The sequence below is a fragment of the Blautia sp. HCP3S3_C12 genome, from assembly GCF_052064155.1.
GTDB lineage: Bacteria > Bacillota > Clostridia > Lachnospirales > Lachnospiraceae > Blautia_A.
Map to the genome: position 1 here is coordinate 16,063 of NZ_JBQHWC010000002.1, position 18,901 is coordinate 34,963.

An 18,901-nucleotide genomic window follows, 5' to 3' on the forward strand; every position below is an offset into this window, starting at 1 on the left:
GGACTTGGACAGGAGAATTTTTCAAAGCCCCTTTTGAAAGAAGCGAAACGAAAGTAACAAACCGGAATTGAAAAAGGAGAGCAGTATGATGAAAAGAATTAAAGTAAAACAGATCAACAATCATATCTGGCTGTTAAATGACAATGATGAGTCCACAGGATATCTGGTGACGGGAAGTGAGAGAGGACTGATTATCGACACTATGACAGGATATGGGAATGTGCGGAAGGTGGCCGAAGAGATCACGGATTTTCCTCTTACAGTTGTCAATACCCACGGTCATCCTGATCATATCTATGGAAATGTATACTTTGAGAAGGTATATATACATCCTGCTGATATTCCGGTGGCCGAAAGGTTTTATCAAGATCCTGCTTTTGTGGCAGCAATCAGGCAAATGAACCGGCAGCCGGCTGAGTTTCTGACGGTAACGGAAGGCGATGTATTTGATCTGGGAGGTCTTTTTCTGGAAGTGTATGAACTGCCGGGACACACACCGGGCGGGATTGTGCTTTTGGACAGGAAAGACAGAATTTTATTTTCGGGGGACAGCATTCTGGAACAGACATGGATGCAGCTGCCGGAGTGTCTTCCCATGGAACAGTTTCTGGCATCTCTGGACAAAATACAGAAAATGCGGGGAGAATTTGACTATCTTCTGACAGGACATAACCTGGAGCTTGTGAATGCTTCTTTTTGCGAAGTACATAGAAAGGCAGTCTGGGAAGTCTGCGTGGGAATCAAGGATAAGGATGAGCCCTACAGCTATTTTGGCGGAACCTGCATGGCTCATCCTTATGGAAAAGAACCAAGAAGAATTGTATATCAGGAAAGATAGGACGAAAGAGACCCGATCGCTTGGTAAGACATATGTCTGTGACCGGGACAGGAGGCTCGAAATGAAACGGAAAGACAGAATCATACTGAAAACCGCTATGGCAACGCTTTTGCTTATTGCCCTTTCCCCTTTTACGGCGGGAATAAACTTTAACGGTGGTGCGGCATTGATTTTAGCAAACTTGTTTTTGACGCTTGGAATCGGGATGGCGGAGGAAATCTTTTTCCGAGGCATTATCTGCGGCCTGTGGTTGGAGCGCGGCGTGGGAAAGGCAATGATAATCTCATCCGTTCTATTCGGGTTCAGCCATCTCCTGAACATAGCTGGAGGCGCGGAATTGGGGGAAACAGTTCTCCAAATCTGCTTCGCCCTGGTCTACGGGATGGTATTTGCCCTGATTTTCGCTGAAAGCGGCAGTCTTCTCCCCTGCGTACTGCTCCACGCTTTGCATGACTTCTGTTCCTTCATCAGCGGGGAGGCTTCCGCGCAGTTTGAGATATTTCTGGGCGCAGTACAGTTTATCGTCTTGCTGGTCTATTTCCTCTATCTGTTCCGAATAACTGCTCGCAAAAGGGAACCGGCTTTGAAAGGCAGGTGAAATCCGATGAAAAAATATCAAATCATGTACTATGTGGGCGCAGCGATCAGCCTGCTTGTGGGACTGTGGCATTTTACCGTACCATGGATGTTTGGCTGGGCTTCGTATATACCGTATGAAACGCTGGTGGTTCCCATCAATTATGTCAACCTATGCTTTTCATTTTTACTGTCGGGGCTGAGCCTTACCGCCATTCTGTGGGGTAAAAAGGTGTTTGCGGGGAACCCGGAGGCGTTCTGTCTCTACGGCTTCTTGCTGGCCCTTTGGCTTTTCCGGGTGGTTGTGGCGGTGATTTATCCCTGTCCGCCGGAATCAAATGTGTGGATGTCGTATGGGCAGTTCGGCGGTTCTGTTCTCGTATGTGTTCTGCTGCTTGTGCCGTTTATACGGGTGGCCTCCACAAGGAAGAATAGAAAAAAGTAATGGATAAAACAAAATTCATTAGAGGAGTTGCATTATGGAATATCCGGTGGAAGAAATTCTCTCTTATGCCCTGCCTGCCCTTTTTGTGCTGGCAGTGTTTTACGGCATATATTTTGCCAAGATGCTGGCGCAGAAGCGCCGCGGCATCCGGACGCGGCAAATTGGAAAGCGAAAAGAAACGTCCATTCACAGGGTGGAGATGCTGATGAGCATTGCTACGCTGGCCGTTGTGATCGCGCAGCTTGTGTCCATAGCGTTCGGCTGGAGCTGCCTTGCGGCAAAGGCGCGCTTTACCGGCTTTGTTACCGGGATGCTCGGTGATTTGATTTTTCTCCTTTCCGTTCTCAGTATGAAGGATAGCTGGAGGGCGGGCATCCCGGATCGAGATCGCACAGAGCTGGTCACATCCGGCATCTATCGGTTCAGCCGCAATCCGGCCTTTCTCGGCTTTGACCTCATGTATATCGGTGTGATGCTGATGTACTGTAACTTGCTGACCGTGCCGCTTACGGTGTTTGCCATTGTGATGCTGCATTTACAGATTTTGCAGGAGGAACGGTATCTGGAGGAAACATTCGGCGTGGCGTACCGGGAATACAAGCGGCATACACTGCGCTATCTTGGGCGGCGATAAAGGAGAAAGACAGGAGTTACAAGATGGAGTTTAGAGAAAGTAGGTGTTGATCGATGCGGTTTTGCGTATTTCGCTGTCAACCGCAAACTTTTGTTTCTCATGTTTCTGGCGGTGGACGAGAGCCTTCGTGGGGAGGGGTACGGCAGCGCAATCTTGAAGGAAATCAGGAACAGATACCCGGAGAAAAAGCTCATCGTTTCCATTGAACCGTGTGAGGATACCTCCCCGGACACTGAAATAAGGAAAAGACGCAAAGCGTTTTACGGGCGGAACGGATATAGCGAAACAGACTTTCAGATCAAACTGAGCGGCGTTGTGCAGGATGTTCTGATCGCAAACGGCGAATTCAGAAAAAACGAGTTCCTATTGTTTTTTATCCTTTACAGTAACGGCACGGTTTGGCCAAGAATATGGAGGAAAGATACTTCTTAACTCGAAATGCCTTGATAATGAGCTTATAGAAGGCAATGAAATCTGACGGAGGGGAAATATGAGGCAGCGTAATGAATATGTAATTAGAGAAGAAAGGCTGGCAGCCGATGAATATATTGATTTCTTGAAACATACGGACTTAGGTTCCCAATATCCAGAAGAAAGATTTGAAGAACGTATAGGTACATTAGTGAATAAGGCTTCTATTAGCCTTGTTGCAAGAAATGAGACTCATGAGATAATCGGGGTATGCTTTGGAATAACAGATTTTGCGTATTGGCTTTTTATAACAGATTTGGGAGTGGCTCGCGAATACACGGGAAAAGGAATTGGAAAAGCATTGGTCGGCAGATTACTCGAATTAGCAGGTGGGAAAGAGAACATCATCATGTACACCTGTGTAAACGAGAATGCAATTCCGTTTTATGAAAAAATCGGAATGAAAAAGTCAAATGATGTGATGGTGTATAACCATATTGATTGGACAGATTTTGTTGTAGAGTAAAGGCAACACCTCACAAAGCCGTCAGGCGGTCTTTGCGCAGTGGTGTCTTAAAAGAAAAAGGAGTGAAAATTTATGCGTGACTTTATGATGGCGGCGGTGCCGCTGGTGGTGCCGGGATCGCTTTGGCGGTGTTCTTCGCCGGACGGGCAGAAAAGAAAAAGAAGCAGGAAAAGGAAAACGGCTATGAGGCCATGGGGATGGGCCTGGTGACCGCTGCTGTCGTAGTCAAAAATAGAAAGAAAAAGAAGGGCCGGGTGTTCCGTACCGTTTTCCTGTGCATTTTTATCACGGTGCTTCTTTTGGCTGAGGTATTTACATATTTCGGCGGATTTGGAACCGGTGAAAGTGTGGACCCGGAAGAATTTGCAAAATACGCAGAACCTGTCCAAAGCCTGACAATTCCGGAAGGGGTAAGGGTAGTCGCACTGGGAGAGGCATCTCATGGCAACAGCGAATTCCAGCAGTTAAAGCTGGATGTGTTTCAACTGCTGGTAGAAGACGAAGGCGTAAAAGCATTCGCACTGGAAGGCGATTTCGGCGGATGTGAGATGGTAAACCGATATATTCACGGCGGCACCGGCACTGCCGAGGAAGCGGCGGCAAACATCGGATTTGCGATTTACCGTACAGATGAAATGGCTGCGCTCATTTCCTATATGCGGGAATACAATGAGAAAGCTCCGAAAGGGGAGGATCTTCGCTTCTACGGGTTTGATATGCAAAGAGGCCTGTACACCTATCAGCTTCTTCTGGAAGAATGCGAAAAACTGGGGGTATCCGCTGCCAAGATCGAACCTCTGGTGACCGGTGAAGACTGGAATCCGGAGTACGATTACCCACAGAGACAAGCGCATTTCGAGCAGATCAAAGCGCTTTTAGCGGCAAAAGAGGAAAGCGACCTTGGCGTACATCTGGCTGAAATACTGATTCAAAATTGTCAGTTGAATTCTGGCGAAGGCGCCAGCGCGGAGTATATCTCGCTGAGGGATTCATTTATGAAAGAGAATACGCTGTGGATCCTGGAGCAGGAGGAAAAGCTCGGGAGAGAATGTATTTTTGTTTCCGGTCATAATGGGCATATTGAAAAGGTTGCAGGCTACGGGAACATGGGCGGCCTTTTGTATGAGGAACTGGAGGACGATTACTATGTGATCGGGACGGATTTCTACAAGACGACCTGTAATTTGCCCCGGGGCAGAAACGGAATCCGGACCAATCAGACCTTCTATTCCTATGACCCTCTTGCAAAAGCGGCTAAGAGAGCAGGGTTTAATATTGCTGGTTGGATTTCTCGAAAATACCGGAGGATTCTTCCCTGAAGCAATATACCGCGGATTATATTTATAATGGATCCCTTGGAGAGGGGTACAACCTCATCATAAGGACGATCCCAATGTCATACAGGGTATTTGAAAATCCGGAAATGGCTTATGACAGTATGCTTTATGTTTCAGAAGGAACACCGACAAGAATTAAGCAAGCAAAGTGAGAAAAATACCATGAAAAATTTGATTGCCTGCTGCGGACTGGACTGCGAAACCTGCGATGCCCGCGTCGCTACGCTGAACAATGACAACGAACTCCGGGAAAAGACCGCAAAGCTCTGGAGCGGGCTGAACGGGGTTCCCATCACCCTTGATATGATCAACTGCCTGGGCTGCCGCACGGAGGGAGTCAAGACACCGTTTTGCGACAAACTGCGCCCCATCCAGCAGTGCGTTTTGAAAAAGGGCCTTGCCACCTGCGGAGACTGCCCGGACAGGGGCGGCTGCCCCACGGTGGGTGCGGTCTGGAACAGCAATTCGGAGGCAAAGTCACGGCTTCTTGAGCGTGACCGGTGATGATAGACAAGCGAAAGCGAGATAACCTTGAATATTTTGACCGTCTGCGATAGAATGCTTTATGATAAGGGTAAATGTCCAAATATAGATTGTTGTGAAAAGAAGGGGCTTGATGGTTGCTATGAGTGTGAGGATTTAAAAGAGTGTACGAAGGGATTCTATCAACCAGACAATGACGGGGCAAGTGCCTGCAAGGCTCAGGCAATGTTTATTCACAAATATGGAAAAGAAAAATTCTTCTATGTTCATGATAAGCTGCATGAAGTTCATGATTTCAAAAAAATGCAGGAAATACTAGGAACAGATGCAGAGGAAGGATTAAAGATATTGGAAAGATATCTGTAAATTCTGCAACTTCCCATCAATTTTGATGTTGTCATTTTCCAGATCACAGACAACAAAGCGGTCAACCAGACGCACAATACTCTGAATCAGCTGCTCCATGGAAGCATTATCCGCTGCCATCTGCAGATGCCGTGCGCTCTCTACCTTTGCCTCTGTGATATCACGCAAGAAAATCATGGCATATTCTGAATCCTCTATCTTTCCACGTATGACCACATTGCGAACCCATTGCTCTTCTCCATTCAGAGTGATACGGCACTCCAAAGCCAATTCTGTTTCCAGACCCTTCAGCCTTTCTGCAATATAATCACGGTTATAAAAAGCGGATACCGACTTCTTATCTGTTTCCACAACATAGGAATCCACAAAATGCCGTATCAGTTCATCCCACGTATGACTCTGTTCAAAGACGGTCATCAGGGAAGGTTCAACCTTAAAAGTATCAAAAGTATTCGCTTCCAGATTCACATAATACTCGCACAGATCTGCTTTTGTAAAAGCCCGGTGGAAAGCAGCAGATTTTTGTGCCTGCATGATTTCTTTTTTCTCCGCATCAATGTTAATAAAAATCCCGGCAATCCTGCTGGCAGAACCATCCAGACGGCGTATTACTTCTGCCGATGCCCGAAACCACTGGTATTGATTATCCTTCATTCTCATACGATACTCTACCTGGTATTTTATCTGGTTCGTCTTATCCTTAATTGCCGCCTGAAGCTGCACCATTACTCTTTCTTTATCCTGTGGATGCAGAAGATCTGACCAGGATTCCAGTTTATTCGGAAAGTCCAGAGTGTCATGATAGCCAAGCATTTTTCGGAATTCATGACTCCAGTTTGCATTCACAATCTCACTGTTTTCGTCACAGACAAAATAGACAGGTTTTGGTCATAAGATCCTGTCATTATACCTACCCCGCCATTATTTTCCAGTGTTTTCTGTACGGCCTGTGACATGGCCTGTGTCTGCCCCGTTACAGTCTCACCTAAAGAATATATTTTGTCTTCATAATTTTTCATTTTATAAAAATCCTCTCTCCGTCTTATGCCTTCTTTTATCTGTATACAGAAAACTTGTCCCTGATAGTTTTGTTACCCATTTTTGCATACAAAAAGGACACCTGTCAAAATCTGCCAGTGTCCCTACTATATTTCTTTAAAATCACACATCTATATAGTATAAAAGGTATCGGAATCTCTTCTGTTCAAACATCTTTTTCATATATTATGATGATATGGAAACAGTGGCAACCGGCTGACATGGTCAAACTTTCTGACTCTAGTCCCTTCTGGCTTTGCGTCCCTGCCTTTCAACAGGTTTGCCTTTAAAATAATTTTCATTTTTTCCAAAAATGAAATACCATGTGGTTGTTCTTACGTCAATAACATTTTGATGGAAAAAATATATATATTTTAACCGAATCAAGTCATCTTTCATACCGCCTATGATAAAATCCATGGCTGAGGGCTTTCTTGTGTCTTTGGTTATCTGCTTCCCTTATTCCGGAGTCGGCAGAGTTACTGTGACAGGTTCATGCTCCAGTGCAGGGATGATTTTCTGCATCAGATCTTCGGTTGTAAATTTGAGACTTGAAGTGTTAATGCAGGGGTGACAGCCGAAGTAAGGTTCCTTCATGACATCTTCATCAATAAGAAGCTGTACCTTTTTCTCGGAATCATTCATCAGTCCCAGGACACTGACGGATCCGGGGGTGATATCAAGATATTTCTCCATATATTCCGGTTTGGCAAAAGATAATCTGGCAGAGTGGATCTGTGCAGAGAGATCCTTGGTCTTAAATGGTTTATCACCGGGCATCAGAAGAAGATAGAAATCCGTCTCCTGGCGATTGCACAGAAACAGATTTTTGCAGATCGTGGTGTTGTCACCAAGGGCATGATCAATCTCTTCACAGGCTTCCATAGTCATAGCAGCTTCATGGTCAATACGCTGATATTGAATGCCAAGCTTATCTAAAAAATCATAGACGCGGATTTCTTTGTCCAGACGGCCATCTGTATTTTCAGGTCTTCCATTTTGTAATTCCATTTCGCGATACTCCTTTACGTTTTCATTGATGAAAGTGTAATCCTTTTGTATGGGTATTGTCAACAGAGGGATATATAGGTAATAGTCTTTGACATTCCTGCTCCCTTTTGATACTATATGAGTAGAAAAAATTCAGACCTCCCCGGGAGAAATCCGGAGGGAGGCCTTTCTAACGAGGTGTAAGATGAAAAACGAAAAAAATTCTACGCATAGCCATCAAAGGGGGAGCTTTTCCGGCAGGATCGGTTATGTACTGGCAGTTGCCGGTTCAGCAGTAGGACTGGGGAATATCTGGAGATTTCCCTACCTTGCAGCGAAATATGGCGGTGGGATATTCCTGCTGATCTATATTCTTCTGACAGCATCCTTTGGTTATGTGCTAATCATGTCAGAGACAGCTCTGGGACGAATGACCAGAAAGAGTCCGGTAGGTGCTTTTGCACATTTTGGGAAAAAGAAAGTCTTTAAGGTGAGCGGATGGCTGAATGCAGTGATCCCCATGCTGATCGTTCCCTATTACAGTACCATCGGAGGCTGGGTAGTTAAATATCTGGTGGAATATTTCAAAGGAAATGTACAGAAAGTATCTGAGGACGGATACTTTGGAAGCTTTATTGCAGATTCCTGGCAGGCAGAGCTGTGGTTTATTGTTTTTGCTGTGTTTGTCTTTGCCATTATTCTGGGCGGTGTACAAAATGGAATAGAGAGAATGTCAAGGATCATGATGCCGGTTCTGGTAATCCTGGCAGTTGTAGTTACCATTTATTCTGTCACACGTCCGGGTGCACTGGAGGGTGTGAAATATTTCCTTATCCCCAATGTGAAAAACTTCTCCTGGATGACGGCAGTGGCAGCTATGGGACAGATGTTCTATTCCCTGTCCATTGCAATGGGAATCTTATATACCTATGGTTCCTATGTTCCAAAGGATATGGATATTGAGAGATCTACTACACAGGTTGAGATTTTTGATACAGGTATTGCCATGCTTGCCGGCCTGATGATTATTCCGGCAGTGTTCGCTTTTTCAGGCGGGAACCCTGAGACTCTTCAGGCAGGACCGTCCCTGATGTTTATTACCCTGCCCAAGGTATTTGCAAGTATGGGTCTGGGTACTGTGACAGGAATTGTATTCTTTGTACTGGTACTGCTTGCGGCACTGACCAGTGCAGTTTCTCTGATGGAGACCAGTGTTTCCACAATCATGGATGAGCTTCACTGGGGACGTAAAGGAAGCTGCGCATTGATGGCAGTGGTTATGATCGTTCTTGGAACTGCTTCTTCTATGGGATATGGACTTCTGGATTTCATCCGTATCTTTGGAATGAATTTCCTGGACTTCTTTGATTTTACCACAAACTCTGTTATGATGCCTCTGGCAGCACTTGCAACCTGTATTCTGGTATTGAAGGTAGTTGGAATTGACAGAATCACAAAGGAGATTGAGCAGTCCTCTCCCTTCCGCAGAAAGAAGCTGTACAAAGTATTCCTGAAATACTTTGCTCCTGCCTGTCTGATCATTATCCTGCTTAGCTCTATTGCCAATGTACTGGGAATTATAAGCATGTAAAATGAGAAATGCTCCGTTGCTTCGGCCACGGGGCATTTTTATGTCTTGGTATTTACACCAATGACAGAAAAGGATAAAATAACAACAGGAAAATATAATAGGAGAACATACAAGATGAAAAAGAAACTTCTGGTCAGTATGCTGGTCGCAGCCATAGCAGCTTCTGCGCTGACGGGATGTGGAATTACTGACAGCAATCATACAGAAAAGAATTCTGCAAAAACAGTAAAGCTGGATCCTGAGAATCCTGTTTCCCTGACTGTATGGCATTATTACAATGGCCTGCAGCAGACAGCCTTTGATAACCTGGTAGATGAGTTTAATAATACGATAGGCAAGGATGAAGGAATTTCTGTAAAAAGCTACAGCCAGGGATCTGTGGCTGATCTGGAGAAAGCCATCACAGATGCAGCAGATGGACTGGTAGGTGCGGATGAGATGCCCGACATCTTTTCCTCCTATGCAGATGTGGCTTATACCATTGAGAAAAAATCCGGTCTGGCAGATCTGTCTCAGTATTTTACGGAGGAGGAGCTGTCAGAATATGTGGATTCCTATATCCAGGAGGGATATTTTGAGGGGAACAAAGCCCTGTATCTCTTTCCTGTAGCCAAATCAACAGAGATCATGATGATCAACAAGACAGACTGGGAGCCTTTTTCCAGTGCTACAGGGGTTACGTTGGATCAGCTTTCTACCCTGGAGGGAGTAAGAGAGGTGGCTGAGAAATATTATGACTGGACAGATGCTATGACGCCGGATGTGGCTGATGACGGCAAGGCTTTCTATGGCAGAGATGCCATGGCAAATTATTTTATCATTGGGATGAAGCAGTTGGGAAAAGATTTGTTCCAGGTGAAGGACGGCAAGGTTACTGTGGATACAGACAAGGAGAGCATCCGCCGGCTGTGGGACGATTATTATGTACCCTATGTTATGGGATATTTCGCAGCCTTTGGTAAATTCCGCTCCGATGATGTGAAGACAGGAGATATCCTGGCTTACACAGGTTCTACGGCATCTGCCATGTACTTCCCGGATAAGGTAGAGGATGATGAGGAAAGCTATACGATTGATTATATTGTCCGGAATGTACCGCTCCTTAAGGATGGCAAAAACTACAAGGTACAGCAGGGCGCAGGTATGGCTGTGTCCAAATCTGATGAGAAACATGAATATGCATCCAGTGTATTCCTGAAATGGTTTACTCAGAAGGAGCAGAATCTGAGATTTGTGTGTGAATCGGCTTATCTGCCTGTGCGGAAGGATGCAAATACCATCAAGGCCCTGGATCGGGTGGTCAAAGAGAATTCCATTGACATCAGCCAGAAGGCTTATGATTGTCTGAAGGATACGATGGACACCTTTGGCAAGACACAATTTTATACTTCGGCATGTTTTGAAAAAAGCTATGATGCCCGTCAGATCCTGGAGTATAATCTGTCTGATAAAGCCACAGCAGATAAAACAGCCATCGATGAAAAAGTGGCTTCCGGTATTTCCAGGAAGGAGGCAGCTGCTGAGTATCTCACAGATCAGGCCTTTGACCAGTGGTATGAGGAATTTTGCAAAGCATTAAGTGCAAGTGTTGAATAAAAAAGGAGATTAAGATGAAAAAGATCCAAAAGCAGAAAAAGCCTTTGCTGAGAATCTTTTTGATTCCTCTTTGTGGAATTGTATTGCTTCAGGGAAGCTTATTGTTCACCATGCTTGTGTGCAGCGGGGCAAAATCAAAGATGGAGAAAAATATACTGGAGGCAGATTCCAATATTCTCCGGAACAGACAGCTGATGCTTCAGACTGCAATGGCAGACCAGTGGTCCTCTGTGCGGGAGGAACGCCAGGATCTGACCAACAGCCTGGGTAATTTCCTGGAAGAGCAGGAGCAGGATATTGCAGAATTCAGGGAGAGTAAAAGTCTTCAGGAGGCCTATCTGCAGCGAATTTTTCCCAATATGATCAGAGCGGTGCAGAGAAATATAGCCTCCGGATTATTTCTGGTTCTGACCAATGGGGATCCGGTGGAAGAAGCCTCAGATTATAACGGATTCTTTATAAGGGATTCTGATCCTCAGAGAAAAACTGCTACCAATACTGACTTGCTGTTGGAGAGAGGAAACAAGAATCTGGCCCGCAAGGCATCCATTTCCCTGGATTATGCCTGGTCTACTCGATTTAGCCTGGCAGGAGAGGGAAAGCGGGCAGCAGATGAGTTCTTTTACCAGCCCTATAAAGGGGCTCTCGCCCATCCTTATACAGATATGGTGAATCTGGGATACTGGTCAGAGCCTTTTATCCTGGAAGAGAATCCCATGGACAACCATGAGATGATAACCTATTCTCTGCCCCTGGTTTATGGAAATGAGGTATATGGAATCCTGGGAGTTGAGGTATCTCTCAATTTGCTGGAAGAATATATGGATGTGAGGGAGCTGGATGAGAATCTGAATGCAGGATATATACTGTCCTATAAACAAGGAGAGAAAGAGTATATCTGCGTGACCGGACAGGGAAGCCTGCATGAAGCAGTGCACAGACAGGGAGGAACCTTTACACTTTTACCGCAAAAGGAAACAGATCTGTATGTGGTAAAGGATGTGCTCAGAGGAAAGCAGAAAATCTATGCGCTGATCAGTCCCATGAGTCTGTACAGCAATAATGTCCCCTATGACAATACAGAATGGGAGCTGTGTGCTCTGGTAACAGAGAAGTCGATATTCGGAATGGGAGAAGGGCTGTACAGAGGTATTTTAAATGTTCTGCTTGTCTGTGCTGTCATTGGGATTTGTGTGGTTATCTTTGTGGTAGGGCGTGTAATGAAACCGGTTCATTCCCTTATGAACAGTGTGAGAAAGGGACCAGAGGGAATCCGGAGCTTTCCACCCTCTAAGATTCTGGAGATAGATGAACTTCATGATGTTTTGGAGAGTGCCACAGAGGCTCAGAAAAAGACAGAGGATCAGCTGAGAGAGGAAAAGGAACGTTACCGGATCGCTGTGGAGAGCTCTGAGGATATCTTTTTTACCTACCGGATCCGGGAGGGTAAGATTGAAATTATGAACAGCGAAAGAAGGGATGGCATCTGGAGCCGCAGCCAGCAGCTGGAAATCCTTACAGGCATTTATGTTCATCCTCTGGACCTGAGAAGGATCACAGACTGCTTTGCGTATGCTGTGGATACCATAGATGAAGATTTCAGACTGAAACAGAATGAAGAAGGAGATTATCAGTGGTTTAACCTGTCGGCAAAGGTGGTTTCTGATGAAACAGATGCCAGAGCCATGATCACAGGATATCTGCACAATATCAATCAGCAGAAGGAACAGGAGCTGGAGGAGATACGCAGGAAAAAAATGGATCCGGTCACTTCCTTTTATAATATGAAAGAAGGGCTGCAGGTGATCCAGGATATGCGCAGCACCCAGCAGGAGGGAACCCTTTTTGCTCTTCATATATATCCTTTCCGACAGATCAATAAGCAGTATGGACTGATTGTTGGAGATCTGCTTCTGAAACAGCTGGCAAAGATTCTGAGAAAAACCTGTGAAGCCATGAAAGACCAGCCGGTTCTGGTGCGTGTAAGCGCAGGGACAGTAGGGGGCTGGCTGTCACAGCTGGATGAGAAAACTGTTCAGATTATGATCCGTCAGGTGGAGCAGGAATTCAGTCAGCTGATCCATAGGGATGTTTTGAAACCTGCGTTAATCAGTGAAATGGTACAGGCCGACAGGGTGACTGAGACTGAAAAACTGGCAGAGCAGCTGGAAAACAGGCTGAAGCAGAACAAAGTCCTCTCAGATGACTGGGACTTTGGTAAAATTATTTCTGTAGCTTACACGGAGCAGATGAGTCTGATGTCCATTACCCTGAACCTTTTTGACAGAGGAGCAGATTATAGTGTTCCACTGGATCTGTTTGCAGAAGAGTTGAACTCCAGATATTCGCTGGATAATCTGGTGATCACTGCTTATGACAGGGAAAATATGGTAAATACACTGGAGTATCAATGGCGGAAGAAACCGGAGGTCGACCACATTGAGTCCGGTGAGTATTCAGAGGGAAATCGGAAATCTGAAAAAATGTCTCAGTGTACAGAGGCAGATTTCAGAAGATTTACAAAGGCCCATGCAGGCAGGGATATCTGGCCTGTAAGCAGTGAGATCACAGAGAATCCAATGTTTGCTTCCTTCCTTGACCCGGGTAAGGGAATAGGGGCAGATATGACGGACAACGGACAGTATTCCGGAACCATATTTTTCATGGGAGAAAATGAGGAAGTCCTGAAATCGGATAATGATTATAAGGAAATCCGTGAGATCGTGACGATTATCCAGAACAGAATCAATCAGGAGAAGCACGACCTGTCTGCACAGGCAAAATCGGATTTCCTGGCCCGGATGTCTCATGAGATTCGTACACCGATGAATGGGATTATGGGTATGACAGCCATTGCCCTGAAGGAGGATCAGACAGAGGAGCGAAGAGTGGAATGTCTGGAAAAGATCAGAAACTCTTCCCAGTATCTGCTGTCTCTGGTAAATGATATTCTGGATATGTCCAAGATTGAAAGCGGTAAAATGCAGCTTCAGCCGTCCAAAGTGAATATGAAAAAGAAGCTTATGGGTATTCATGATCTGGTTGAATCCAGGTTCAGGGAAAAACAGCAGGAATATACAGAGTACATTGCCCTGAAGAATTCCTGGTTCCTGGCAGATGAGCTTCGTCTTTGTCAGGTGCTGGTCAATCTGCTGGGAAATGCTTCCAAGTATACGCCTGAGGGCGGAAATATCCGCTTTGAGGCAGTGGAGACTTGCATAGACGGCAATGCTTCAGAGATTTATTTTGCAGTGAAGGATGACGGAATCGGTGTAAGGAAAGAGGATCAGCAGAGGATTTTCCAGAACTTCGAGCAGGTAAGACAAAAGGACAGTGCTTACCGTCAGGGAACCGGGCTGGGACTGGCGATCAGCAACCGTCTTATTCATATGATGGGCAGCAATATCATGCTGGAGAGTGAACCGGGACGGGGAAGTATCTTCAGCTTCACACTAAGGCTACCCCTGACAGAGTCGCCGAAAGAGCAGAAGCAGGAGGAATCAGAAAATACTGCTGTAGAGCTGAAGGGCAGGCGGATCCTGACTGTGGAGGACAATGAGCTGAATATGGAGATTATTTCTGCAGTATTGGAGGATTATGGAATTGTTGTAGATCCTGCAGAAAACGGAAAGATCGCGCTGGATAAGATGGCAACTTCGCCGGTGGATTATTATGACATGATCCTGATGGATATTATGATGCCTGTGATGGACGGACTGGAGGCCACCAGGGAAATCCGTAAGCTGAACAGACCGGATGCACGGACCATACCTATCGTAGCCATGACAGCCAATGCTTTTGAGGAGGAACAGAAGAAATCCATAGCCAGTGGAATGAATGAACATCTGACCAAGCCCCTGAGTATGGAGAAGCTTGAAGAGACCCTCAGGAAATATTTAAGCTAAAGGTTACTAAGAGGAGTCAGAAATAAAAATCTGACTGAGAAAATAAATAAGCCACATTCAACAGAAAAAGAAGTTGAATGTGGCTTGTTTTGGTTATGGTCTGATCAGGATTTCTCAGATATCAAGCAGATCACTGTAAACTTTCAGTGCTCCGTCAGTGTCGTGTGCAAGTACACGTTTTGCAAGGACTTTACCAAGCTGTACACCCTCCTGGTCGAAGCTGTTCAGATTCCAGAGGAAGCCCTGGAACATGATCTTGTTCTCAAAGTGTGCCAGAAGTGCACCAAGGGCTGCAGGTGTAAGCTCCTCACCGATGATAATACTGGAAGGACGTCCGCCCTTGAAGTCTTTATTCAGGTTCTCATCTTTTTTGCCGCAGGCGAAAGCTACGATCTGAGCTGCAACGTTTGCGCAGAGCTTCTGCTGGCTTGTGCTGTTCTCAATATCAACATCAACGCCTAACTGGCTCTTCTTAAATCCGATGAACTGCAGAGGAACGATGTCAGTTCCCTGATGTAATAACTGATAGAAGGAATGCTGTCCGTTGGTACCTGGTTCACCGAAGATCACAGGTCCTGTTACATAGTCTACAGGCTCACCGAAACGGTTAACGGATTTACCGTTGGATTCCATGTCACACTGCTGTAAGTGTGCAGGGAAACGGCTCAGTGCCTGAGAATATGGGAGAACTGCTGTAGCAGGATAGCCCTGTACATTTCTCTCATAAACACCGATCAGTGCATCCAGCATATCCGGGTTCTCAAGAATGTTCTTATTTGTAGCAAGAGTGTCCTCAGCAGCAGCTCCCTCAAGGATCTGTGCAAATACTTCAGGACCAAATGCCAGGGAAAGGATTGCTCCGCCTACACCGGAAACAGAAGAGTAACGTCCGCCGATATAGTCATCCATAAAGATGGCTGTCAGGTAATCTTCGCTCTTTGCCAGAGGAGAAGTCTCACTTGTTACAGCAAGCATATGCTTGGATGGGTTTAATCCTGCTTTCACCAGAGCGTTCTTTACGAAAGCTTCGTTTGTCAGTGTTTCCAGGGTTGTACCGGATTTGGATACAACGATGAAGAGAGAATGAGCAAGATCTACAGAAGCAAGAACTGCAGCTGCGTCATCAGGATCTACGTTGCTGATGAATTTCGCTTCCATTTTAAATGTGTTGTTTGCTTTTGCCCAGTTCTCAAGAGCAATATATAATGCGCGTGGACCTAAGTCACTTCCGCCGATACCAATCTGAACTACAGATGTGAATTTCTCGCCATTCTCATTGGTGATTTCACCTGTATGAACCTTGTTTGCGAAGTCTGCAGCTTTTTTCTGCTGTGCAACGTAGAATTCACGTTTGTCAACGCCGTCCACCACTACAGCATCGCCCTGCTGTTTACGTGCAAGGTGATGAAGAACCATACGTTTCTCACCGGTGTTGATCACTGCACCGTTGTATAACTCCTGGAATTTCTCAATAAGTTCAGCTTCGTCTGCCAGCTTTGCAAGTGCATCAAGAACAGTCTCATCAATCTGCTTTGCAGCATAGTTGTAAGCTAAACCGGCTGCCATTGGTGTGCTGTATTTCTTTACACGTTCAGCACCTTTCTCGCCTGCCATGGCATCTGCGATATCTACATGACCTTTCAGTTCGGCAAGTTTGCTGTAAGAAGCAAGGGTGTCGAGATTTTTCCATGTTGCCATAATAATATTCCTCCTTTAGAATAGATGCGATTTCAGGTACATTTATCCGGAAGCGGACTTAATGCTGTTGAAGTCCGGGTCAGAAAGATGTAACAGAATAACCGCTTTAGTGCAATTATACTTAAAAATGGGGAAGATTTCAACGTATAGAGACTTATTTTGTGGAGAAAAACCTGTTTTTCTGATAAGAATATCATAAACAGGACAGTAACTATTTGCAATAAGAACGGCAAGATGATATTATGTATAAAGCTAGTTACTGTTCACTCCGTTCACAGTAACACAGCCAAAATTCATTCCAGATTGCCTGCGGCAATGGAATTTTGGCTTGTATGTCTCGGGATTTTGGCATATTCATGCCAAAACACCTCGAGGAATAGTGGTGTGTGAACAGTAACTAAAGCTACAGTCAGACAGCAATTTTACAGGGAGATAATCAAAAATGGAATTCTGGGATATTTATGATGAAAATAAGAAACCAACAGGACGCACAATGAAAAGAAATGACTGGTGCCTGAAGGATGGAGAGTATCATTTAACTGTACTTGGAGTTATCGGCAGACCGGATGGCACATTTCTGATCACCAAGCGTGTGATGACCAAGGCATGGGCACCTGGCTGGTGGGAAGTATCCGGAGGTGCAGCCCAGGCTGGTGAAGAATCTTATGAAGCAGTTCTTCGTGAAGTAAAAGAGGAAACAGGACTGGATGCCCGGAATGCAGAAGGCGGATATCTGTTTACCTATAAGCGAGAGAATCCGGGTGAAGGAGATAACTACTTTGTGGATGTGTATCGTTTCATTATGGACATTGACGAGAATGACCTGCATCTGCAGACAGAAGAGACGGACGGATATATGTTTGCCACTGTTGATGAGATCAAAGCCTTTGCAGCAGAGGGAAAATTCCTTCATTATGATAGTATAAAGAAGGCTTTTTACCTGTCATAATATGGCATAACAGAATAATAACAGTAATGGAATCGCAAAATAAAAAACCATCATACAGGAACAGTTTGACCTGTATGGTGGTTTTTTTATAAGACTATTTCATAGCATTTCTGATTGCTGCCAGCAGCTCATCATATTCCTCGTATGCCGGAATCTCCGGATAATCTGCTTTGATCTTGTCTGTGCTGCGGAACAGGAAGCCGGCCTTGCTTGCCTGGATCATACCCAGGTCATTGTAGGAATCGCCGCTTGCAATGGTATCGAATCCAATAGACTGCAGAGCCTTTACAGTAGTTAACTTGGACTGTTCCACTCTCATCTTAAAGCCTGTGATCTCACCGTTGTCTGCAACTTCAAGTGTATTGCAGAACAGAGTGGGTCTTCCAAGCTTCTCCATGAGGGGCGCTGCGAACTGTGTGAAAGTATCGCTGATCAGGATTACCTGAGAGAAAGAACGAAGCTCATCCAGAAATTTCTTTGCACCCGGAAGGGGATCGATCTTTGCGATAACCTCCTGAATTTCTTTCAGTCCAAGACCATGCTCCTTCAGAATCCCAAGTCTCCAGTTCATCAGCTTATCATAATCCGGCTCATCGCGGGTAGTTTTCTTCAGCTCCGGGATGCCGCTGGCCTCTGCAAATGCGATCCAGATCTCAGGCACCATAACGCCCTCTACATCAAGACAAGTGATATACATGATAGAATCCTCCTTTGTGAAAACATCTTTATTTGTAAATATTCTTTACCGCTTTATTTGACGAAAATATCTTAACATATTCTGAAGAGCCTTGCAAGTTACTGTTATTTATGTACAGATATATCCGGCGTAAGCCGAAGGTTCTGTATATCCGGCGAATATTACTGAGAATGGAGTCAGGCGGATATTCGCAACCTCCGCAGGGGACTTACCTGATTCGGTTAAAAAATATGTATTGACAATAAAAAAACAACTCCCTATAATAGTTAGGAAACTAACAGATTGCATCCTAACCATGTGGCAAAATCCGGGAGGTGAACATCATAGACCAGGAAACCAGGCAGAAACTGAACAATATGCACGTAGGCCGTCTGATCCGTATTTTATCCCATTCCATGAGACGTCACAATCCGGCGGAAATGATAGAGAATAAAGATCTGACATCCATGCAGAAGCATGTGCTGAAATTTATCCTTCTGGAAACCATACACAGAGATCTTTACCAGAAAGATATTGAAGAGGAATTTCAGATCAGGAAACCTACAGTAACAGGAATCCTGCAGCTAATGGAGAAAAACGGATACATTTACAGAGAATGTGCGAAGCAGGATGCCCGCCTGAAACGGATCCTTCCCACAGAAAAGGCAGAATCCCTGCGCCAGCCTATCCTTCACAGCATTGAAGAGGACGAAGCAGCAATGATTCGGGGCATCCCGAAAGAGGATGTGGAGCTGTGCAAACAGGTTCTGTGGCAGATGTGTGCAAACAGAAAGAAAATGTGCAATAAAAAAGACAGCAATTACAAAAAATAAAATACAAGG

The 18,901-nt window shown here is 45.2% G+C and carries 18 protein-coding genes, 1 pseudogene and 1 riboswitch; of the genes and pseudogenes, 14 read left to right on the forward strand and 5 right to left on the reverse strand.

Going from position 1 to position 18,901, the window contains the following annotated elements; genetic code table 11:
• Positions 1-85: 85 nt before the first annotated feature.
• From ACTNDS_RS02250 to ACTNDS_RS02290, 9 genes and pseudogenes are all read left to right on the forward strand, one after another.
• Entirely contained in the window at positions 86-838 is a 753-nt protein-coding gene (locus ACTNDS_RS02250) for an MBL fold metallo-hydrolase (protein ID WP_441033192.1), read from the forward strand.
• Between the two features lie 61 nt (positions 839-899).
• On the forward strand, positions 900-1,436 hold the full coding sequence (locus ACTNDS_RS02255; RefSeq protein WP_441033194.1) for a lysostaphin resistance A-like protein: 537 nt from the start codon (positions 900-902) through the stop codon (positions 1,434-1,436).
• A gap of 6 nt (positions 1,437-1,442) precedes the next feature.
• Positions 1,443-1,859 (forward strand): hypothetical protein, encoded by a 417-nt coding sequence (locus ACTNDS_RS02260; RefSeq protein ID WP_441033197.1) that lies wholly within the window; start codon positions 1,443-1,445, stop codon positions 1,857-1,859.
• A gap of 34 nt (positions 1,860-1,893) precedes the next feature.
• Complete coding sequence (locus tag ACTNDS_RS02265; protein WP_441033199.1) at positions 1,894-2,493, forward strand: methyltransferase family protein; 600 nt, start codon at positions 1,894-1,896, stop codon at positions 2,491-2,493.
• Between the two features lie 66 nt (positions 2,494-2,559).
• Positions 2,560-2,925 (forward strand): annotated as a pseudogene (locus ACTNDS_RS02270) (GNAT family N-acetyltransferase); the annotation flags it as partial.
• A gap of 58 nt (positions 2,926-2,983) precedes the next feature.
• Complete coding sequence (locus ACTNDS_RS02275; RefSeq protein WP_441033202.1) at positions 2,984-3,430, forward strand: GNAT family N-acetyltransferase; 447 nt, start codon at positions 2,984-2,986, stop codon at positions 3,428-3,430.
• 128 nt (positions 3,431-3,558) lie between these two features.
• A complete protein-coding gene (locus ACTNDS_RS02280) occupies positions 3,559-4,749 on the forward strand; it encodes an erythromycin esterase family protein (protein ID WP_441033853.1) in 1,191 nt (396 codons plus the stop codon).
• Between the two features lie 90 nt (positions 4,750-4,839).
• A complete protein-coding gene (locus ACTNDS_RS02285) occupies positions 4,840-5,271 on the forward strand; it encodes a DUF3795 domain-containing protein (protein WP_441033205.1) in 432 nt (143 codons plus the stop codon).
• Between the two features lie 27 nt (positions 5,272-5,298).
• Positions 5,299-5,616: a hypothetical protein gene (locus tag ACTNDS_RS02290; RefSeq protein WP_441033207.1), complete on the forward strand. Its 318-nt coding sequence runs from the start codon at positions 5,299-5,301 to the stop codon at positions 5,614-5,616.
• Here ACTNDS_RS02290 and ACTNDS_RS02295 read toward each other — a convergent pair.
• From ACTNDS_RS02295 to ACTNDS_RS02305, 3 genes are all read right to left on the reverse strand, one after another.
• A complete protein-coding gene (locus tag ACTNDS_RS02295) occupies positions 5,590-6,462 on the reverse strand; it encodes a PAS domain-containing protein (protein WP_441033210.1) in 873 nt (290 codons plus the stop codon). The two genes, ACTNDS_RS02290 and ACTNDS_RS02295, sit on opposite strands and share 27 nt — an antisense overlap.
• Entirely contained in the window at positions 6,459-6,635 is a 177-nt protein-coding gene (locus ACTNDS_RS02300) for a hypothetical protein (RefSeq protein WP_441033212.1), read from the reverse strand. The genes ACTNDS_RS02295 and ACTNDS_RS02300 overlap by 4 nt, the downstream gene beginning before the upstream one ends.
• A gap of 223 nt (positions 6,636-6,858) precedes the next feature.
• Positions 6,859-6,949, reverse strand: a riboswitch (cyclic di-GMP riboswitch).
• A gap of 164 nt (positions 6,950-7,113) precedes the next feature.
• Positions 7,114-7,665, reverse strand: coding sequence for a prolyl-tRNA synthetase associated domain-containing protein (locus ACTNDS_RS02305; protein ID WP_441033215.1), 552 nt, complete (start codon positions 7,663-7,665; stop codon positions 7,114-7,116).
• A 184-nt stretch (positions 7,666-7,849) separates the two neighbouring features.
• On the opposite strand from ACTNDS_RS02305, the gene ACTNDS_RS02310 reads away from it, so the two are divergent.
• The 3 genes from ACTNDS_RS02310 to ACTNDS_RS02320 all read left to right on the forward strand — a co-directional run bounded on the left by ACTNDS_RS02310 (position 7,850) and on the right by ACTNDS_RS02320 (position 14,736).
• Entirely contained in the window at positions 7,850-9,235 is a 1,386-nt protein-coding gene (locus tag ACTNDS_RS02310; RefSeq protein WP_441033217.1) for a sodium-dependent transporter, read from the forward strand.
• A 114-nt stretch (positions 9,236-9,349) separates the two neighbouring features.
• Entirely contained in the window at positions 9,350-10,831 is a 1,482-nt protein-coding gene (locus ACTNDS_RS02315; protein WP_441033220.1) for an extracellular solute-binding protein, read from the forward strand.
• A gap of 14 nt (positions 10,832-10,845) precedes the next feature.
• Positions 10,846-14,736, forward strand: a complete 3,891-nt coding sequence (locus ACTNDS_RS02320; RefSeq protein WP_441033223.1) for an ATP-binding protein — start codon at positions 10,846-10,848, stop codon at positions 14,734-14,736.
• A gap of 114 nt (positions 14,737-14,850) precedes the next feature.
• Here ACTNDS_RS02320 and ACTNDS_RS02325 read toward each other — a convergent pair whose 3' ends face one another.
• The gene (locus tag ACTNDS_RS02325) at positions 14,851-16,434 is read right to left on the reverse strand and encodes a glucose-6-phosphate isomerase (protein ID WP_441033226.1); all 1,584 of its coding nucleotides are present in this window, start codon (positions 16,432-16,434) and stop codon (positions 14,851-14,853) included.
• A 442-nt stretch (positions 16,435-16,876) separates the two neighbouring features.
• Between ACTNDS_RS02325 and ACTNDS_RS02330 the strand changes: the two genes are divergently transcribed.
• Entirely contained in the window at positions 16,877-17,383 is a 507-nt protein-coding gene (locus ACTNDS_RS02330) for an NUDIX hydrolase (RefSeq protein ID WP_441033230.1), read from the forward strand.
• Positions 17,384-17,477: 94 nt separating this feature from the next.
• Here ACTNDS_RS02330 and thrH read toward each other — a convergent pair whose 3' ends face one another.
• Positions 17,478-18,080, reverse strand: coding sequence for a bifunctional phosphoserine phosphatase/homoserine phosphotransferase ThrH (gene thrH, locus ACTNDS_RS02335; RefSeq protein ID WP_441033233.1), 603 nt, complete (start codon positions 18,078-18,080; stop codon positions 17,478-17,480).
• Between the two features lie 314 nt (positions 18,081-18,394).
• On the opposite strand from thrH, the gene ACTNDS_RS02340 reads away from it, so the two are divergent.
• Complete coding sequence (locus ACTNDS_RS02340) at positions 18,395-18,892, forward strand: MarR family winged helix-turn-helix transcriptional regulator (protein ID WP_433845521.1); 498 nt, start codon at positions 18,395-18,397, stop codon at positions 18,890-18,892.
• Positions 18,893-18,901 lie beyond the last annotated feature (9 nt).

Excerpts from the sequence above, each read along its gene's own strand:
- ACTNDS_RS02250 (WP_441033192.1), top strand. The coding sequence starts at position 86 with ATGATGAAAAGAATTAAAGTAAAACAGATCAACAATCATATCTGGCTG.
- ACTNDS_RS02255 (WP_441033194.1), top strand. The coding sequence starts at position 900 with ATGAAACGGAAAGACAGAATCATACTGAAAACCGCTATGGCAACGCTT.
- ACTNDS_RS02260 (WP_441033197.1), top strand. The coding sequence starts at position 1,443 with ATGAAAAAATATCAAATCATGTACTATGTGGGCGCAGCGATCAGCCTG.
- ACTNDS_RS02265 (WP_441033199.1), top strand. The coding sequence starts at position 1,894 with ATGGAATATCCGGTGGAAGAAATTCTCTCTTATGCCCTGCCTGCCCTT.
- ACTNDS_RS02275 (WP_441033202.1), top strand. The coding sequence starts at position 2,984 with ATGAGGCAGCGTAATGAATATGTAATTAGAGAAGAAAGGCTGGCAGCC.
- ACTNDS_RS02300 (WP_441033212.1), bottom strand. The coding sequence starts at position 6,635 with ATGAAAAATTATGAAGACAAAATATATTCTTTAGGTGAGACTGTAACG.
- ACTNDS_RS02305 (WP_441033215.1), bottom strand. The coding sequence starts at position 7,665 with ATGGAATTACAAAATGGAAGACCTGAAAATACAGATGGCCGTCTGGAC.
- ACTNDS_RS02310 (WP_441033217.1), top strand. The coding sequence starts at position 7,850 with ATGAAAAACGAAAAAAATTCTACGCATAGCCATCAAAGGGGGAGCTTT.
- ACTNDS_RS02315 (WP_441033220.1), top strand. The coding sequence starts at position 9,350 with ATGAAAAAGAAACTTCTGGTCAGTATGCTGGTCGCAGCCATAGCAGCT.
- ACTNDS_RS02320 (WP_441033223.1), top strand. The coding sequence starts at position 10,846 with ATGAAAAAGATCCAAAAGCAGAAAAAGCCTTTGCTGAGAATCTTTTTG.
- ACTNDS_RS02325 (WP_441033226.1), bottom strand. The coding sequence starts at position 16,434 with ATGGCAACATGGAAAAATCTCGACACCCTTGCTTCTTACAGCAAACTT.
- ACTNDS_RS02330 (WP_441033230.1), top strand. The coding sequence starts at position 16,877 with ATGGAATTCTGGGATATTTATGATGAAAATAAGAAACCAACAGGACGC.
- thrH (WP_441033233.1), bottom strand. The coding sequence starts at position 18,080 with ATGTATATCACTTGTCTTGATGTAGAGGGCGTTATGGTGCCTGAGATC.